This window comes from Neptunomonas sp. XY-337, from assembly GCF_004959845.1.
In the GTDB taxonomy this organism is placed as follows: Bacteria; Pseudomonadota; Gammaproteobacteria; order Pseudomonadales; family Balneatricaceae; genus Neptunomonas; species Neptunomonas marina.
Map to the genome: position 1 here is coordinate 73561 of NZ_SPLL01000005.1, position 15949 is coordinate 89509.

A 15949-nucleotide genomic window follows, 5' to 3' on the forward strand; every position below is an offset into this window, starting at 1 on the left:
AAATCAAAACAGCGACTGGTTTGCAGTCGCTGTTGTAAACGTTTTACGCGCGATCTGCGATATCAACCCACTCAGCCGTTTCTGGACCGGTGTAGTCTGCAGAAGGACGAATGATGCGGTTATTCGCACGCTGCTCCATGACGTGAGCGGTCCAGCCAGCTACGCGTGAACATACGAAGATTGGCGTAAACAGCTTCGTTGGAATACCCATGAAGTTGTATGCCGATGCGTGGAAGAAGTCAGCGTTACAGAACAGTTTCTTCTCGCGCCACATAACGGCTTCAACACGCTCAGAAACGGCGTATAGGTGCTTATCACCTACCTGCTCAGACAGCTTTGCTGACCACTCTTTGATAATCGCGTTACGTGGGTCAGACTCACGGTAGATCGCATGACCAAAGCCCATGATCTTGTCTTTGCGTGCCAACATACCCATGATCGCTTCTTCAGCTTCATCCGCAGATTTCCACTGCTCGATCATATCCATCGCTGCTTCGTTTGCACCACCGTGCAAAGGACCACGAAGAGAACCGATCGCGCCTGTTACACAGCTGTGGATATCAGACAACGTAGATGCACAAACACGCGCCGTGAATGTTGATGCGTTAAACTCGTGCTCAGCGTAAAGAATAAGAGACGCGTGCATTACTTGAACATGCAGAGGCTCTGGCTTTTTGTCATGCAGTGTCCACAAGAACTGCTCTGCGATAGAGTCAGCATCGGTTTCAACGTTGACACGAACACCCTTGTGGCTGAAGTTGTACCAGTAGTTGATCAAGCCTGGGAATACCGCCAGCATGCGATCGATATGGTCGTTCTGCTCAGAGAAGTCTTGTTCAGTCTCAAGGTTACCTAGCATTGAGCAGCCGGTACGCATCACGTCCATTGGGTGCGCATCTGCTGGAATTTGTTCAAGAACGGTTTTCAGTGCCTCTGGCAGTGCACGCATACCTTTCAGCTTCGCTTTGTATGCATCCAACTCTGCTTGGTTAGGCAGTTTTCCGTAAAGCAGAAGGTACGCCACCTCTTCAAACTGCGCCTTATCAGCCAGCTCTTTGATGTCGTAACCGCGGTACGTAAGACCCGCGCCAGTTTTACCTACCGTACACAGCGCTGTTTCACCTGCTGATTGTCCGCGTAGACCTGCGCCACCTAGTTTCTTTGGCTCTGCCATACTGTTATCTCCTTCTTCTGCTGCAGAAGGCTATCGCCTCCTGCTTTACTTATTATTTGACTAACGAGAAACGACTACTTGTTCTTACCTTCAGCAAACAATGCATCTAGCTTTTGCTCAAAGTCGTGGTAGTTAAGGAAGTCGTAAAGATCCATACGTGTTTGCATCGTATCGACAACAGCTTTCTGATCGCCATCACGTAGAATCGCTTCAAATACATTCAACGCTGCTAGGTTAGCTGCACGGAAAGCAGACAGCGGGTACAGCACCATCGTTGCGCCGTTCTCTGCTAGCTCTTCTTTATTGAACAATGGCGTTGCACCGAATTCAGTAATGTTCGCCAATAGGTGTGCACCGTTGATACCGTTAGAGAACGCTTTGTAGTCATCTAACGTATGAACCGCTTCAGCAAAGATGCCATCAGCACCCGCTTCAAGACACGCTTGCGCACGCTCAACTGCTGCGTTAAGACCTTCCATCTGGAATGCGTCGGTACGGGCGATAATGAAGAAATCATCATCTGTTTTAGCGTCAACGGCTGCTTTCACACGATCAACCATCTCTTCTAGCGTAACGATCTCTTTGTTCGGACGGTGGCCACAACGCTTTTGTGCGACCTGATCTTCGATATGGCAGCCTGCTGCGCCAAACTTCGTCATCTCTTTAACGGTACGAGCGATGTTGAACGCACCACCCCAACCCGTATCGATATCAACGATAAGCGGCGTTTCAACAGCGCTTGTGATGCGAGCAACGTCAGCTAGCACGTCATTCATTGATGTCATGCCTAGATCCGGCAGACCGTAAGAGTGGTTTGCGACACCACCACCAGACAGGTAGATAGCCTTATGGCCAACACGCTCCGCCATCATGGCGTGATAAGCGTTCGTTGTACCAACGATTTGAAGTGGTTTTGTCTCTTCTAGCGCTTTGCGGAAACGACCGCCTGCAGTCAATTTAGCCATGTTTACCCTCTCTGTGTGGTGCTACGTCTAATTTCGCTTCAATGTTCTTTCTTGCAGCACTGATATGACGACGCATCAGCATCTCTGCTAGCTCAGGATCACGAGCTTCGATCGCATCCACAATCTGACGATGCTCTTTAAGTGCGCGCTTGGGCCGAGAACTTGAAACACTAAATTGGTAACGGTACATGCGTACCAAGTGATAAAGGTCGCTGCCCAGTAGCTCAAGTAACTTCTCGTTCTTGCTGCCCTGAACAATACGGTAGTGAAAATCCAGATCGCCCTCTTTTTGGAAGTAGGAGCGGCCATCCAGCTGTTCGACACTGCGCTCATGCTCGTCGAGCAAGGTGCGTAACGCATCGATCTCCTGCTCGGTCATAAACTCAGCAGCCATACGACACGCCATGCCTTCAAGTGCTTCACGCACTCGGTAGATCTCGATGAGTTCCTTGATGCTAAGTTTGACAACACGCGCGCCCACATGAGGTTTGCGTTCAATCAACCGCAGTCCCTCGAGGCGGCGCATCGCTTCGCGAAGCGGCCCCCGGCTAATGCCGTAGGTACGTGCCAATTCGGGCTCGCTGATCTTTTGGCCGGGCGGAATATCACCAACAACGATGGCAGTGACAATTTGCTCACAAACCTTATCTGCAAGTGTTCGGCTTTCTATTAGATTTTCACTCATAACCTTAACGAACCTCCTTCAAGATTGTCGACAATCCTGAGTTAAACAAACCATACAGCTGATAAAATAGTGCGTCAACAAAGCAAAGGTATAAAGTTGTCTACACTATACAAAAGTTTAAGGGTATATACGGATCAAGTTTTGCTGGCTACCTCACGATACCGAAGCACCTCCTGGTCCATCACTTTTGCCACCTGTCGGGGCTTTTGAAATGGTAGAGAGTGATCCGTCCCCGGTACCAAAAAGTAGTGCCAATTGGGCAACCCTTCAGCCATATCACGATGATATTGGTGCATCGGCTCAACACTTAACCCACCAATAAAGCTACTGACATCTCCTTGAGCCGCGACTAACGCTTCTCTGCTGATGCGGTGAATCGCTTGCGAGACGCAATCAAGCGCGTTGGCGAAACCCTCCGGGCGCAGAGCTAAACGCGAGATAGCCAGCTCCTCAGCTTGTGCCGCTGTTTTGCGGTTTGGAGAGATCGTATCAAGGAAGTTACGAATGCCCTCTCGGCTGCTCGGAGTACGCAACAGCTCCGCGGTTTGGGCATATCGTTGGCGTAGCGTGACCGTCTCTTGCCAGCTCGGTCTATCAAGCAGCGCAGGCTCGAGTAAAAACTGCTTCGCCACCCGGTCCGAGCGCTGCTGCTTGAATAGCATCGCAACCATCCCTCCCAACGAGTAGCCGCCTAGGTCAAACGACCACCAACTAAGATGATCGGCTAACGCTGATAGGTCGGCCACCAAAGTGTCCGCCGTGAACGCCACCTCAGCGCCATCTGGTGAAACCGTCTCACCCATCCCGCGCAGATCTGGCACAAGAATCTCTTGCCATTGATCTAAGCAGTTGATGAGCGCCCCCCACGTGTCGACACCCGCCACACCCGCACCATGCAGCAAAACCAAGCGCTGGCCGTTAGTTTGCGTTGGATGGCGGTAGAGATGATAGCTAATGACTTGATCAGGCAAGCGAAGCGTTCGCTTCTCTGCGGTGTAACGTGACCTCATGGATCGAAGTTCCTTATTAGATTGTCGACACATTATTATACGTCGATTCACTAGCAAAGGTCTGGACTCGCTTAACGCCGCAAGGATGCGTAAAATGCGCCTCTTTATAGATCAAAGGTCTTAGGTGACGTGCGCAAGTTTTCGATCGCTTACTCAGTAACGACTACCGAATATTTTGAGAGGCTTCGCCCCTTGGGTGGTGCCATCTTGCTCGATAGCGGCAAACCTTCTAGTGAGCGAGGCCGCTTTGATATCCTCGTTGCGGCCCCGATGGCTTCCCTAGTCTATTCACGCGGTAAGCTGCGTGGCGTGAACCTACCGGTCGACTGGAAACAGGATGAGCCACCTTTTCAACTGTTAGAGCGTTGCTATACAAAGCTACAGCAGAACTTGGATACGTTGGGTGAACTCCCCTTTGGCGCCGGATTTGTCGGCCATTTCAGTTATGACCTTGGCCGCACTGTTGAATCGTTGCCTAGCCACGCCTTAGACGACAACCTCCTTCCTGAGATGCAGATTGGGTTGTATGGCTGGTCTGTTGTGATTGACCATGAGGCGTCACAAGCATGGCTACTGGTTAGCGACCTTGTATCACCCAATGATGTGGCGATGCTAAAGCAGCAAGTGGCAACGGCAACGACAACGACAACCCAGCGGCACGCTTTTACTCTAACCCAGCCCTTTAAAAGCAATGTGTCTGAGGCCGAATACCACCAGAAGCTTGCCGCAATTGACGAATACATCCGCGCGGGCGATTGTTATCAAGTTAACTTTGCTCAGCGCCATACTGCAAGCTTCGAGGGCGACCCTTGGGAGGCGTACAAAGCGCTGCGAGAAAAAGCACCAACCCACTACGCAGCATATTTTGATACGGAACACGGAGCAGTGCTTTCACTGTCACCTGAGCGCTTCTTGACCGTCAACAAACAGCAACAGGTTATCACTCAACCGATTAAGGGCACCCGGCCGCGCGATCCAGACCCACAGCAAGACCAAGCGATGATCGACGATCTCACCTCAGCCGAGAAAGACCGAGCAGAGAATGTCATGATTGTCGATCTACTACGCAACGACATCAGTAAAAGCTGCGCGCTGAACAGTGTCAAAGTGCCGAAGTTATTTGCCGTAGAGAGCTACCGTAATGTCCATCATCTTGTCAGCACCGTAACGGGCACGTTAGCTGAGGGAAAAACGCCTGTTGCTTTGCTCGAAGGCGCCTTTCCGGGCGGCTCGATTACAGGCGCGCCGAAAATTCGCGCCATGGAGATCATCGACGAGCTAGAGCCCCATCGCCGCGCCGTCTATTGTGGCAGTATTGGCTATATCAGTTTGTCAGGAGAGATGGATACCAGCATCACGATCCGCACGTTGCTGGCCGAGAACAACACCCTCCATTGCTGGGGAGGTGGCGGAATCGTTGCGGATTCCAACTCACACGCTGAGTATCAAGAGACGTACGATAAGGTCAATAATTTGCTCAAAACACTGGAAGGCCTAAGCGAGCGCTAGGCCTCTAACTGCTCAACCAGATAGCTGCGCAGTAACGTTAAATCTTTAATCACTTTGATCTCAGCAAACAGCGCCTCGGCCTCCTCACGCTGTGGGCGCATCATATTGATCCACTGTTTGATACGACCGTGCACATAACGCGCTGGAAGCTTCGCCTCAACATGATCAAAGTAGTGCAGCAACAGCTTGAGTACTTCGTGCCACGCCGCAGCGGTGGCTTGTTCGCCAATGCGATCCGCTTTGATCATCAGTCCGAGCTCCGGTCTGGCGATAAGACCTCGACCAATCATGACATCCTCGCATCCGCTGATATCACGACAGCGCCGGTAGTCTTCGCAGGTCCACACTTCGCCATTTGCCACAATAGGCAAGTTCACCTGCTCTTTAATACGCGCGATCCACTCCCAGTGTGCCGGTGGCTTGTATCCTTCGACTTTTGTTCGCGCATGAATAGCCAACCCATTCGCACCGGCCTCTTCGATAGCTACCGCATTTTCAAAAGCCAAAGTTTTGTCTTTGTTACCTAAGCGCATCTTTGCAGTGACTGGCACCTTATCGGGCACCGCTACGCGAACGGTTTTGACAATATCATGAATCAAGTTTGGCTCATCTAACAGTACGGCCCCACCGCGAGACTTGTTCACTGTTTTAGAAGGGCAGCCAAAATTAAGATCAACACTAGGGGCACCCATCCGCGCAGCGCGAATCGCATTCATCGCAAGTGCCTCAGGATCGCTGCCGAGCAACTGCACAGCTACCGGAATCGCTGCGGATGTCCGTCCACCTTCGTAAAGTTCAGGCGCGTGCTTTAAAAACTCTTTTCGCGGCAACAACTGCTCTGTCACGCGGATAAATTCGGTCACGCACAGGTCAACGCCGCCAAGCTCAGTTACAAGCTTACGCATGGTGTAATCAACCACACCTTCCATCGGTGCCAGAATGATTTTACCTTGGTCCACGATTAACTCTCTTTACTGGATCTGTTCAGTGGGAAGCTGTGAAGACACTCGCATGGCCGCATTAGCCCACCATATAAGCGATCATGTCACGTACTTGTGCTAACCGCGCAGGGTTCGCCGCGTATACCGACTCAACCGATGCAACTGTCGTTGTATCCGCGACTTTATCCAAAAAGAAGATGCCATCCAAATGATCAATTTCGTGCTGAACGAGCGCGGCAGCATCGCCAGATAATCTGAGCTGCTGTGGGTGCCCTACCACATCGGTGTAATCCACCCATACCTGCGCAGCTCGCTCAACCACACCACGCAACTGATAGAAGCTGAAGCACTCCTCATTAGAGTCGTTCGTGTCTTCAGACGCCCACGAGATAGCCGGGTTCACTAAAGTCACAAACTGCCCTTCAATGCGTAACACAATAAGGCGCTTACCCAACCCAACTTGAGGTGCTGCTATGGCGTTCCCATTTTCTGGCGAGATCGCTTGAATACAGTCGAGGATTTTTTGCATCTCGGTGATAGCGTCATTAATTTCGACTGACGATAACTCATTTTGGGTAACGGCAAGCGCCGTCTCCCGCAGAATAGACTCACCTAATTGCTTAACTCGCATAAATACAGAGACTCCCACTACTTATTGGAACGCCCAAAAACAAAGCGACCGGCTCATCTAAGATAAGCCGGCCAACTTGAGTTCGATAGTAAAACGTGGACTAAAGCGCCGCTAGCCCCAGCGCCATATCGGCTTGGATATCTTCAAGCGCTTCGATACCCACGGAAAGGCGGATTAAATTGTCTTTAATGCCCGCTTGCGCACGTGCTTCAACCGACATACGCCCATGAGTTGTTGTCGCAGGATGCGTGATGGTTGTTTTGACATCGCCCAGATTACCCGTGATCGACACCATTTTTGTCGCATCGATAAAGCGCCAAGCCGCTTCTTTTCCACCGGCAACTTCAAACGCGAGCACACCACCAAACCCTGTTTGCTGACGCTTAGCAAGCGCGTGCTGCGGGTGATCGGCCAAACCTGAATAGTGAACTTTTTCGATTCCAGGCTGCGCCTTTAACCAACTAGCCATCGCCAGCGCGTTGCTTGCGTGGGCTTCCATACGAATCTTGAGAGTTTCCAGCCCCTTCTGGAATGTCCATGCGTTGAAGGGGCTCATACATGCGCCACCGGTGCGGATAAACCCAAACACCTCTTCCATCAACTTGTCGCTGCCGAGGCACACACCGCCAACACAACGACCTTGGCCATCTAAATACTTGGTGGCTGAGTGGATTACGATATCAGCACCTAATGCCAGCGGCTGCTGGAAAATAGGCGTTAAAAAGCAGTTGTCCACTGCAAGCAGCGCATCATGGTTATGAGCAAGCTCAGCCACCGCTTCGATATCTGTCAGTTCAGCCAGCGGATTAGACGGTGTTTCTAAGAACAGCAAACGCGTATTTGGCTGGATTGCAGCCTCCCAAGCACTCAGCTCTTTGGGATCAACAAACGTTGTCGTGATACCCGCGCGACTAAGGTACTTCTCAAACAGAGAGACTGTTGAGCCGAAAACACTGCGTGAGCAAACAACATGATCGCCCTGCTGAAGCAACGACAAGCCGATGCTCAAGATGGCAGCCATACCAGACGATGTCGCAACGGCACGCTCAGCGCCTTCTAATGCTGCGATACGTCGCTCAAAGGCATTAACTGTCGGGTTAGTAAAACGCGAATAGATATTGCCCGGCTCATCACCGCCAAAGCGCGCAGCCGCTTCAGCTGCACTTGAGTAGACAAAGCTCGAGGTCGGAAAAATTGGATCGCTATGTTCACCCTCTATCGTGCGCAACTGACCTGCACGCACAGCGAGGGTCGCTAGCTCCGCATCCTCGCTCGTGAACTGAATCCGCTCTTGATGTTCAAAATTAGGCTTTGTCATTAACCATGCCGCCTTACTGTATTTTGTTGTGGAGATCAGCGGGGGCGCCATCTTCCGTATCTGCAGAATCTGGCGTTAGCTTGGCTGCATCATTACGTTTCTGGTCTAGACGCGCCAAGTAATCCGCATCGATATCACCAGTTACGTAATACCCATCGAACACCGACGAGTCAAAGTCAGCAAAGCGATGATTCACACAGCTATTCACCGTTTCTTTCAGATCTTCAAGATCTTGATAGAGCATCCAATCCGCTCCAATCGCTTCACCAATCTCATCTTCAGTACGGTTATGAGCAATAAACTCTTCCGGCGATGGCATATCAATACCATATACATTCGGATAGCGCACTGGTGGCGCAGCAGACGCAAAGTACACTTTGCGCGCACCCGCATCACGCGCCATTTGGACGATCTGCTTAGATGTTGTGCCACGCACGATAGAATCATCGACCAGCATGACCACCTTATCTTTAAACTCCATCTCGATAGGATTGAGTTTGCGGCGCACGGATTTCTTACGCTGGGTCTGCCCCGGCATAATAAAAGTACGACCAATATAGCGATTCTTGATAAAGCCTTCACGGAACGTAACGTTCAGGTGTTTAGCCATCTCTAGCGCTGATGTACGGCTGGTATCTGGAATCGGAATGATCACATCGATATCGTGCTCAGGGCGCTCTTTCATGACTTTTTCCGCCAGCTTGATACCCATCTGCATACGTGCTGTATGAACATTCACATCATCAATGATGGAGTCAGGGCGAGCCAGGTAGACATACTCGAACAAGCATGGCGCAAGCTTGGTGTTTTCAGCACACTGACGCGTGAACACGTTACCTTCCATATCGATGAAGATCGCTTCGCCCGGTTCAATGTCACGTACTAGGCTAAAGCCGGAAATATCTAGCGCCACGCTTTCAGATGCCACCATGCACTCCTCGCCTGCTGGCGTAGAGCGTGTGCCATATACCAACGGGCGAATACCATTGGGATCTCGAAATGCGAGCACGCCATAGCCTGTGATCACAGCTACAACCGCGTAACCACCTTTAACACGTTTGTGTACAGCAGAAACAGCCGCAAAAATATCATCAGGCTCAGGCTTCAGTTTGCCCTGCGCTTGTAGCTCATGCGCGAAAACGTTGAGCAACACTTCAGAGTCAGATGTTGTATTAATGTGGCGCAGGTCCGCACGGAACATCTCATCTGCGAGATCTTCAGCATTCGTTAGGTTGCCGTTGTGTGCTAGGGCAATACCATAAGGCGAGTTAACATAAAAAGGTTGCGCTTCCGCTGCACTGGAGCTGCCCGCGGTCGGATAACGTACATGACCGATGCCCACGTTTCCGGTTAAGCGCTTCATATGACGCGTGCGAAACACTTCGTTAACTAAGCCGTTGTCCTTACGTAAGAAGAAACGATTCCCTTCACACGTCACCATACCAGCAGCGTCCTGCCCGCGATGCTGAAGTACGGTCAACGCATCAAAAATAGTCTGGTTAACATAGGATTTGGCCACTAGGCCGACGATACCGCACATGTTGAACTACCTCGAAGGATCTTAAAAACGTTTAAACAACAAGAATATCTAACAACTGCTCAGCTAACGCCCAGCCTGCCAGATCATCTGGCCAATTTCTGTCGCAACTTGCCGGGTCCAACTTTCCATCAAAGCGAAGTGAGGGATAAGTTGGGAGTCCTGCCACCATTGATCACGCACCGCAGGTGTTTCACCGAGCAAGGCAACAATCACAACCACAATCAAACCACCTCGAATGACACCAAAACCCATTCCCAGCATACGATCAGTTCCACTTAGGCCGGTGGCTTCCACCAGCACGCCGATAAGGTTACTAATCAGGGCACCACAAATAAGGGTTAAGATAAATAATAGGCCGAAGGCCGCGACAATTCGGAACGAAGGGGTTTGGATATAGTCGGTCAATACGACTGCAAGTGAGTTGGTAAACAAACGCGCAACAATAAAAGCTGCCACCCAGGTTACCAGAGACAATGCCTCTTTAACGAAGCCGCGCCGGATACTAAACAATCCCGAGATTAAGACTATTGCTAAGATTGCCCAATCGGCCCAGTTCATTGTTGCCATCTACTCTTCTCAAATTGCGCGCATTTTAACAAAGGGTTAACAATAACCCAATCATTGGGTTGTGAATCGGATGATAATTCCTTCCAAGCCAAAATCACTTTGTAGTCTTGCTTGCAGTTGGGTCAAGCGCTCTTTATTAAAGTCAGGCCCGACATAGACTTTGTAAAGATCTGCACCTTGACGGGTATACACTTTATGGCCGTTGCCCACCAACTGCTTGCGCAGCGCTTTCGCGTTCGCTTCATCTTTAAAGCTTGCAAGCTGTAGTGTCCAAGCAACTGGAACCCCTTGTTCATCAAGTGCGGGGGCGGGCTCATCTACAGTCGGCTTTTTCACAGGGCGCTTATCAGCTTCTGCAACGGGCTTAGCAGGCACCGCAGGCGCAGGATCAACCACACTGACAACGACTTCTTCTTGTGGGGGTGGGTACTCGCTGGTATCCGGTAACTCTTCCGACTGCGGCTCCAAAATTGCGACTTGCGGCATTGCCGGTGTCGCTGGGATACGACTTTCTAGTTGGCGCTCCCGATAACCATCACCTTGCAGAAACAGCGGTAATAGCACTGCGAGCGTGATAGCGATAAGCGCAAAGCCCAATAGCCGCTTTTTCATTGTGCTATCCATTTGCGTCCCCCTCAATCAGTCGGTAAGCATCCGCTACAGTGAAGAAGGAGCCTACAACGAGTAGCTGCTCCTTATCAGAGGCAAGCTGCTTAATCGCATCGCCAACAGAGGCGTGCTGATAGACGGCCTGATCGGTACTAGCGGGTAGCATCGTCGACAGCGACTTCGCAGTCTGACCACGGGGTACATCGAGCGTAACCAGATGCCACTGCGACACAATAGGTGCAAGTGCCGCCATCACCGCCGTGCAATCTTTGTCAGCTAACATGCCTAAGACCACTTTGAACTGCTTACCTTCTAACCGTTTCGCCAAATAGCTCGCTGCCTGTGGGTTGTGAGCCACATCTAGCAAAAGTGGGCAGCCTCTATACGTTTGCGCATCTAACCTGCCTCGCACACGTGCATGAGCAAAGCCTTGACTCAAGGCCTCGTGCGACACCTCTACCCCCAGCAACAGCAGTGCTTGTATGACCGTCGCCGCGTTTTGTAACGGCAGCTGAGGGACTGGCAACGACTCAATAGCAACTTCTTGATGCTGGCTATCCAGCCCTTTAAATGACCACTGCCCCCCATCTTCATGAAGTTGATAGGAGAAATCATTACTTGCCTGAAACAGCTTTGCTCCCACCTCGTTAGCATGACGCGCAATCGATAGTGGTGGTTCGAGATCACCGCAAACTGCAGGCCGACCTTCACGAAAGATACCCGCTTTTTCCCAACCGATAATTTCACGATCATCGCCAAGCCAATCAACATGATCGATCCCAACCGTTGCGATCACAGCAACATCAGCATCCATGAGATTCACAACATCTAAACGGCCACCTAAGCCAACCTCTAATAAAGCGACATCGGGTTGCTCTTGAGCAACAATCCAAAGTGCAGCTAGGGTGCCAATCTCAAAATAGGATAATGAAATCCCCACCTGCTCACGTGCCGCATCGATCGCACAAAAGGCTTCCACCAGTTGCGCATCACTGCACATCTCACCATCAATAACCACGCGCTCGTTATAAACTTCAAGGTGAGGAGAGGTATAACAAAGCGTTCGATAACCCGCAGCACGCAACACAGCGTCAAACATAGCGACGCTGGAGCCTTTACCATTTGTACCGCCTACCGTGACGATTTTCGTGCTGCCAAAATCGAGCGCCATGGCATCGAATACCGTTTGGCAACGCGTGAGTCCCATATCAATCGCAGAGGTATGGGCCTGCTCCATCCAAGAGAGCCACTGCTGAAGAGTGAAGGATGCTTTGTTCATCTTGCTGTTATTCACTTCCGATAAAAAGGCCGGAAAACCGGCCTTAAAAGTAGTTACTGCTTCGCTTCTTGTTGCTCGGGGTCGGTGTCAGGCGCGATCGCCTCAGCAACATCAGCGTCGACCACGCCCTCTGCTGCACCTTCAGTACTCACCTCTGCCACAACCGGCGCGGCAAACTGATGCATGAAAATAGCCAGTGCAGAGTACAAACGGTCACGTAGCTCAAGACGCGGCACAATCATATCCACTTGACCATGCTCCAACAGAAACTCAGAGCGCTGGAAACCTTCAGGCAGTTTTTCACGTACCGTTTGCTCAATAACACGAGGACCGGCAAAGCCAATCAATGCGCGCGGCTCAGCAACGTTTAAATCACCCAACATCGCCAAACTTGCCGAAACACCACCATAAACAGGGTCCGTTAACACGGAAACGTAAGGCAGACCCGCCTCGCGCATTTTCTGTAGTGCAGCACTGGTCTTTGCCATCTGCATCAGTGAGAACAGAGCTTCTTGCATCCGGGCACCGCCTGATGCTGAAAAGCAGATCATCGGTACTTTTGTCGCCAGCGCCTCGTTGACAGCACGTACAAATCGCTCACCAACAACCGCGCCCATCGAACCACCCATAAACTGGAAGTCGAAAGCCACTGCGACAACAGGCATACCCTTCAGAGTGCCTTTCATCGCAATCAGAGCGTCTTTTTCACCTGTCGACTTCTGTGCTGCGGATAGACGATCCTTGTACTTTTTGGAGTCTTTAAACTTCAGGCGATCAACAGGCTCTACCTCAGTTGCCAACTCGGTAAAGGAGTCTTTATCAAGAAATGTCTCTAAACGCATACGTGCTGTTAGGCGCATGTGATGGCCACACTTAGTACACACGTTTAGATTTTTCTCTAGCTCTGGGCGATAAAGTACTGACTCACATTTCACGCACTTATGCCAGAGACCCTCTGGAACACTTGATTTGCGTGTTTCGGAGCGAACAAGCGATGGGACAATTTTGTCTAACCAGTTACTCATCTTTTATCTAAATCCAGTTTTAAATTATAAATTCATGCATCCATCGCAGAGCGCATCTGCGTCAGGATTGCTGATACATTCGTTTTAATCGCGTCTGGGTTTTCGGCATGCTCAGCTATCTGATTAACGAGCACACTGCCAACAATAACACCATCTGCAACTTCACCAACTGCCGCTGCAGACGCGCCATCACGGATACCAAAACCAACACCTACCGGCATGTCCGTGTGACGGCGAACAACTTCCAACTTGCGCGAGACCTCATCAACATCGAGCGCCGCTGACCCTGTGACACCTTTAACCGAAACATAATACACATAGCCTGAACCGTAACGACATACCGCTTCGATGCGCGACTCTTCCGTCGTTGGTGCCAATAGATAAATGACATCAATGGCATTGGCTTTCATGGCTGCAACAAACGCTTCAGACTCTTCTGGTGGCAGATCCACCGTCAGTACGCCGTCGACGCCGGCACGCGCAGCCTGCTCAGCGAAAGCTTCATAGCCCATCATCTCAACTGGATTCAGGTACCCCATGAGTACGACTGGCGTTTCACTGTTTGTCTCCCGAAACTGAGCAACCATCGCTAGCACATCAACAAGCCGCGTATTGTGCGCTAATGCACGTTCACACGCGAGCTGAATCACAGGGCCATCCGCCATCGGATCAGAAAAAGGAACACCCAGTTCGATGATATCAGCACCTGCCTCAACCATCGCGTGCATCAGACCAACAGTAACACCGGGTTGAGGATCACCAGCAGTAACATAAGGAATCAACGCCTTACGATTTTGCGACTTTAAGGATGTAAAACAAGCTTCAATTCGGTTCATCTGATACCTCTAATTCCTTAAAGTTCGATACCGTCAATACCCGCAACGGTATGAATATCTTTATCACCACGGCCGGATAGATTAACCACCACAATCTGATCCGGTGACATCTCTTTAGCAACTTTAACAGCATGCGCAATCGCATGGCTGGATTCGAGTGCCGGCATAATGCCTTCAACACGGGTCAGCATACGGAAAGCCGCGAGCGCTTCATCATCATTGGCAGCCACATATTCAGCACGACCACAGTCTTTCAACCAAGAGTGTTCAGGGCCAACACCGGGGTAGTCTAAACCGGCTGATACCGAATGCGTACCTTGAATCTGACCCGCATCATCGGCCATTAAGTAGGTACGATTACCATGCAAAACACCTGGGCGACCCGCACATAAAGGTGCAGCGTGATCACCGGTTTCCACGCCATAACCGCCCGCTTCTACGCCGATCATACGGACCGACTCATCTGCAATAAACGGGTGGAACAAACCGATGGCATTAGAACCGCCACCCACACAAGCCACCAAAGCATCTGGTAAGCGACCCTCTTGCGCTAAACACTGCTCACGCGCTTCGCGCCCGATAATGCACTGAAAGTCACGTACTAGCTTGGGGTACGGGTGCGGCCCTGCCGCTGTGCCGATGATGTAGAACGTTGAATCAACATTTGTAACCCAATCGCGCATCGCTTCATTCATAGCATCTTTCAGCGTACGCGTGCCGGATTCAACCGCTACCACCTCGGCACCGAGTAGCTTCATGCGATACACGTTAAGTGCTTGGCGCTTAACATCATCGATGCCCATGTAGACTTTACACTCTAGCCCAAGGCGCGCAGCGACCGTCGCCGATGCCACACCATGCTGGCCAGCACCTGTCTCTGCGATAATACGTGGTTTGCCCATATACTTCGCAAGCAACGCCTGACCAATCGTGTTATTGACCTTGTGCGCACCGGTATGGTTTAAGTCTTCGCGCTTTAAATAGATTTTAGCGCCACCAACTTCGCGAGTAAGACGCTCAGCAAAGTAAAGTGGTGAAGGCCTGCCAACGTAATGGGCAAGATCACGATCAAACTCTTCTCGGAAGCTTGGATCATTTGCTACTTTTTCATACAGAGCTTCCAGTTCCTGAAGCGCCCCCATTAATGTTTCAGAGACAAACCGGCCACCATACGGACCAAAATGGCCTCGTTCATCAGGGGCCTGCAACAAAGAGTCGATGTTATCTATTTTCGGCACGTGCTACCTCTTGGAAAAATCGCGCTAGTTTGTTGGGGTCTTTCACCCCTTTACTGGCTTCAACGCCGCCACTTACATCTACTGCGTAGGGCGCTACTTGTTTAATAGCCTGAGATATATTTTCAGGCGTCAGCCCACCGGCCAAAATAATGTTGTGGCGAAGCTCTAATGGAATCTCATCCCAATTGAAAGCCTCACCCGTGCCGCCTGGCACACCCGGCTTATAGGCATCTAATAGTAAGGCTCGCGCGCTTGAAAATGCTTCTGTCTCTGCAAGCAGATCCGCATTGGGGCGCATTCGAATAGCCTTGATATAAGGACGGTCAAAGGCGTCGCAAAACGCTGCCGATTCGTCGCCATGAAACTGCAACAGATCCACCTGCGTCTGCTCGGCTATCGCCGCCACAGCGTCAGCTGATTCGTTAACAAAGAGTGCGGTAGTCGTGACGAAAGGTGGCAAACTCTCGATGATTTTCGCCGCTTGTACAGGGGCAATGTAACGAGGACTCGGCTCATAAAACACAAAACCTAACGCCGCCGCGCCCTCTCGAACTGCCACTTGAGCATCTTCTAAACGGGTGATACCACACACTTTGACCCGAACCGGCATACAGCAAGACCT

The 15949-nt window shown here is 51.0% G+C and carries 16 protein-coding genes; 1 reads left to right on the plus strand and 15 read right to left on the minus strand.

What is annotated here, in order from left to right; genetic code table 11:
• Positions 1-43 precede the first annotated feature (43 nt).
• The 4 genes from prpC to E4L36_RS12225 all read right to left on the minus strand — a co-directional run bounded on the left by prpC (position 44) and on the right by E4L36_RS12225 (position 3834).
• Complete coding sequence (prpC, locus tag E4L36_RS12210) at positions 44-1174, minus strand: 2-methylcitrate synthase (protein WP_127692518.1); 1131 nt, start codon at positions 1172-1174, stop codon at positions 44-46.
• A gap of 74 nt (positions 1175-1248) precedes the next feature.
• A complete protein-coding gene (prpB, locus tag E4L36_RS12215; RefSeq protein ID WP_127692517.1) occupies positions 1249-2139 on the minus strand; it encodes a methylisocitrate lyase in 891 nt (296 codons plus the stop codon).
• On the minus strand, positions 2132-2824 hold the full coding sequence (locus E4L36_RS12220; protein WP_136680845.1) for a GntR family transcriptional regulator: 693 nt from the start codon (positions 2822-2824) through the stop codon (positions 2132-2134). The genes prpB and E4L36_RS12220 overlap by 8 nt, the downstream gene beginning before the upstream one ends.
• Before the next feature lie 134 nt (positions 2825-2958).
• Positions 2959-3834 (minus strand): alpha/beta fold hydrolase, encoded by an 876-nt coding sequence (locus E4L36_RS12225; RefSeq protein WP_136680846.1) that lies wholly within the window; start codon positions 3832-3834, stop codon positions 2959-2961.
• A gap of 129 nt (positions 3835-3963) precedes the next feature.
• Between E4L36_RS12225 and pabB the strand changes: the two genes are divergently transcribed.
• Positions 3964-5343, plus strand: a complete 1380-nt coding sequence (gene pabB / locus E4L36_RS12230) for an aminodeoxychorismate synthase component I (protein WP_136680847.1) — start codon at positions 3964-3966, stop codon at positions 5341-5343.
• Here the strand turns inward: pabB and E4L36_RS12235 are convergent.
• From E4L36_RS12235 to E4L36_RS12285, 11 genes are all read right to left on the minus strand, one after another.
• The gene (locus tag E4L36_RS12235) at positions 5340-6302 is read right to left on the minus strand and encodes a tRNA-dihydrouridine synthase family protein (RefSeq protein WP_240770720.1); all 963 of its coding nucleotides are present in this window, start codon (positions 6300-6302) and stop codon (positions 5340-5342) included. The two genes, pabB and E4L36_RS12235, sit on opposite strands and share 4 nt — an antisense overlap.
• A gap of 61 nt (positions 6303-6363) precedes the next feature.
• Complete coding sequence (locus tag E4L36_RS12240; protein ID WP_136680848.1) at positions 6364-6915, minus strand: peptide deformylase; 552 nt, start codon at positions 6913-6915, stop codon at positions 6364-6366.
• A 100-nt stretch (positions 6916-7015) separates the two neighbouring features.
• Positions 7016-8233 (minus strand): O-succinylhomoserine sulfhydrylase, encoded by a 1218-nt coding sequence (locus tag E4L36_RS12245; protein WP_136680849.1) that lies wholly within the window; start codon positions 8231-8233, stop codon positions 7016-7018.
• A gap of 13 nt (positions 8234-8246) precedes the next feature.
• Entirely contained in the window at positions 8247-9773 is a 1527-nt protein-coding gene (gene purF / locus E4L36_RS12250) for an amidophosphoribosyltransferase (protein ID WP_127692511.1), read from the minus strand.
• A 63-nt stretch (positions 9774-9836) separates the two neighbouring features.
• Positions 9837-10331, minus strand: coding sequence for a CvpA family protein (locus tag E4L36_RS12255; RefSeq protein ID WP_127693132.1), 495 nt, complete (start codon positions 10329-10331; stop codon positions 9837-9839).
• Between the two features lie 60 nt (positions 10332-10391).
• Positions 10392-10952 (minus strand): SPOR domain-containing protein, encoded by a 561-nt coding sequence (locus E4L36_RS12260; protein ID WP_240770721.1) that lies wholly within the window; start codon positions 10950-10952, stop codon positions 10392-10394.
• A 4-nt stretch (positions 10953-10956) separates the two neighbouring features.
• Positions 10957-12228: a bifunctional tetrahydrofolate synthase/dihydrofolate synthase gene (gene folC / locus E4L36_RS12265; RefSeq protein ID WP_136680851.1), complete on the minus strand. Its 1272-nt coding sequence runs from the start codon at positions 12226-12228 to the stop codon at positions 10957-10959.
• A gap of 53 nt (positions 12229-12281) precedes the next feature.
• On the minus strand, positions 12282-13253 hold the full coding sequence (accD, locus tag E4L36_RS12270; protein WP_136680852.1) for an acetyl-CoA carboxylase, carboxyltransferase subunit beta: 972 nt from the start codon (positions 13251-13253) through the stop codon (positions 12282-12284).
• A 32-nt stretch (positions 13254-13285) separates the two neighbouring features.
• Positions 13286-14089, minus strand: a complete 804-nt coding sequence (trpA, locus tag E4L36_RS12275) for a tryptophan synthase subunit alpha (protein WP_136680853.1) — start codon at positions 14087-14089, stop codon at positions 13286-13288.
• A gap of 17 nt (positions 14090-14106) precedes the next feature.
• Positions 14107-15327 carry a tryptophan synthase subunit beta gene (gene trpB, locus E4L36_RS12280; RefSeq protein ID WP_136680854.1) on the minus strand — a complete coding sequence of 407 codons (1221 nt, stop codon included), beginning with the start codon at positions 15325-15327 and terminating at the stop codon, positions 14107-14109.
• Positions 15311-15937 (minus strand): phosphoribosylanthranilate isomerase, encoded by a 627-nt coding sequence (locus tag E4L36_RS12285; RefSeq protein WP_136680855.1) that lies wholly within the window; start codon positions 15935-15937, stop codon positions 15311-15313. The genes trpB and E4L36_RS12285 overlap by 17 nt, the downstream gene beginning before the upstream one ends.
• Positions 15938-15949: the final 12 nt, after the last annotated feature.

What these genes read in the sequence shown, in the direction of transcription:
- E4L36_RS12285 (WP_136680855.1), bottom strand. Translation starts at nt 15,937, where the DNA reads ATGCCGGTTCGGGTCAAAGTGTGTGGTATCACCCGTTTAGAAGATGCT.
- purF (WP_127692511.1), bottom strand. Translation starts at nt 9,773, where the DNA reads ATGTGCGGTATCGTCGGCCTAGTGGCCAAATCCTATGTTAACCAGACT.
- folC (WP_136680851.1), bottom strand. Translation starts at nt 12,228, where the DNA reads ATGAACAAAGCATCCTTCACTCTTCAGCAGTGGCTCTCTTGGATGGAG.
- prpC (WP_127692518.1), bottom strand. Translation starts at nt 1,174, where the DNA reads ATGGCAGAGCCAAAGAAACTAGGTGGCGCAGGTCTACGCGGACAATCA.
- E4L36_RS12260 (WP_240770721.1), bottom strand. Translation starts at nt 10,952, where the DNA reads ATGAAAAAGCGGCTATTGGGCTTTGCGCTTATCGCTATCACGCTCGCA.
- accD (WP_136680852.1), bottom strand. Translation starts at nt 13,253, where the DNA reads ATGAGTAACTGGTTAGACAAAATTGTCCCATCGCTTGTTCGCTCCGAA.
- trpA (WP_136680853.1), bottom strand. Translation starts at nt 14,089, where the DNA reads ATGAACCGAATTGAAGCTTGTTTTACATCCTTAAAGTCGCAAAATCGT.
- E4L36_RS12225 (WP_136680846.1), bottom strand. Translation starts at nt 3,834, where the DNA reads ATGAGGTCACGTTACACCGCAGAGAAGCGAACGCTTCGCTTGCCTGAT.
- E4L36_RS12245 (WP_136680849.1), bottom strand. Translation starts at nt 8,233, where the DNA reads ATGACAAAGCCTAATTTTGAACATCAAGAGCGGATTCAGTTCACGAGC.
- E4L36_RS12240 (WP_136680848.1), bottom strand. Translation starts at nt 6,915, where the DNA reads ATGCGAGTTAAGCAATTAGGTGAGTCTATTCTGCGGGAGACGGCGCTT.
- prpB (WP_127692517.1), bottom strand. Translation starts at nt 2,139, where the DNA reads ATGGCTAAATTGACTGCAGGCGGTCGTTTCCGCAAAGCGCTAGAAGAG.
- E4L36_RS12220 (WP_136680845.1), bottom strand. Translation starts at nt 2,824, where the DNA reads ATGAGTGAAAATCTAATAGAAAGCCGAACACTTGCAGATAAGGTTTGT.
- E4L36_RS12255 (WP_127693132.1), bottom strand. Translation starts at nt 10,331, where the DNA reads ATGAACTGGGCCGATTGGGCAATCTTAGCAATAGTCTTAATCTCGGGA.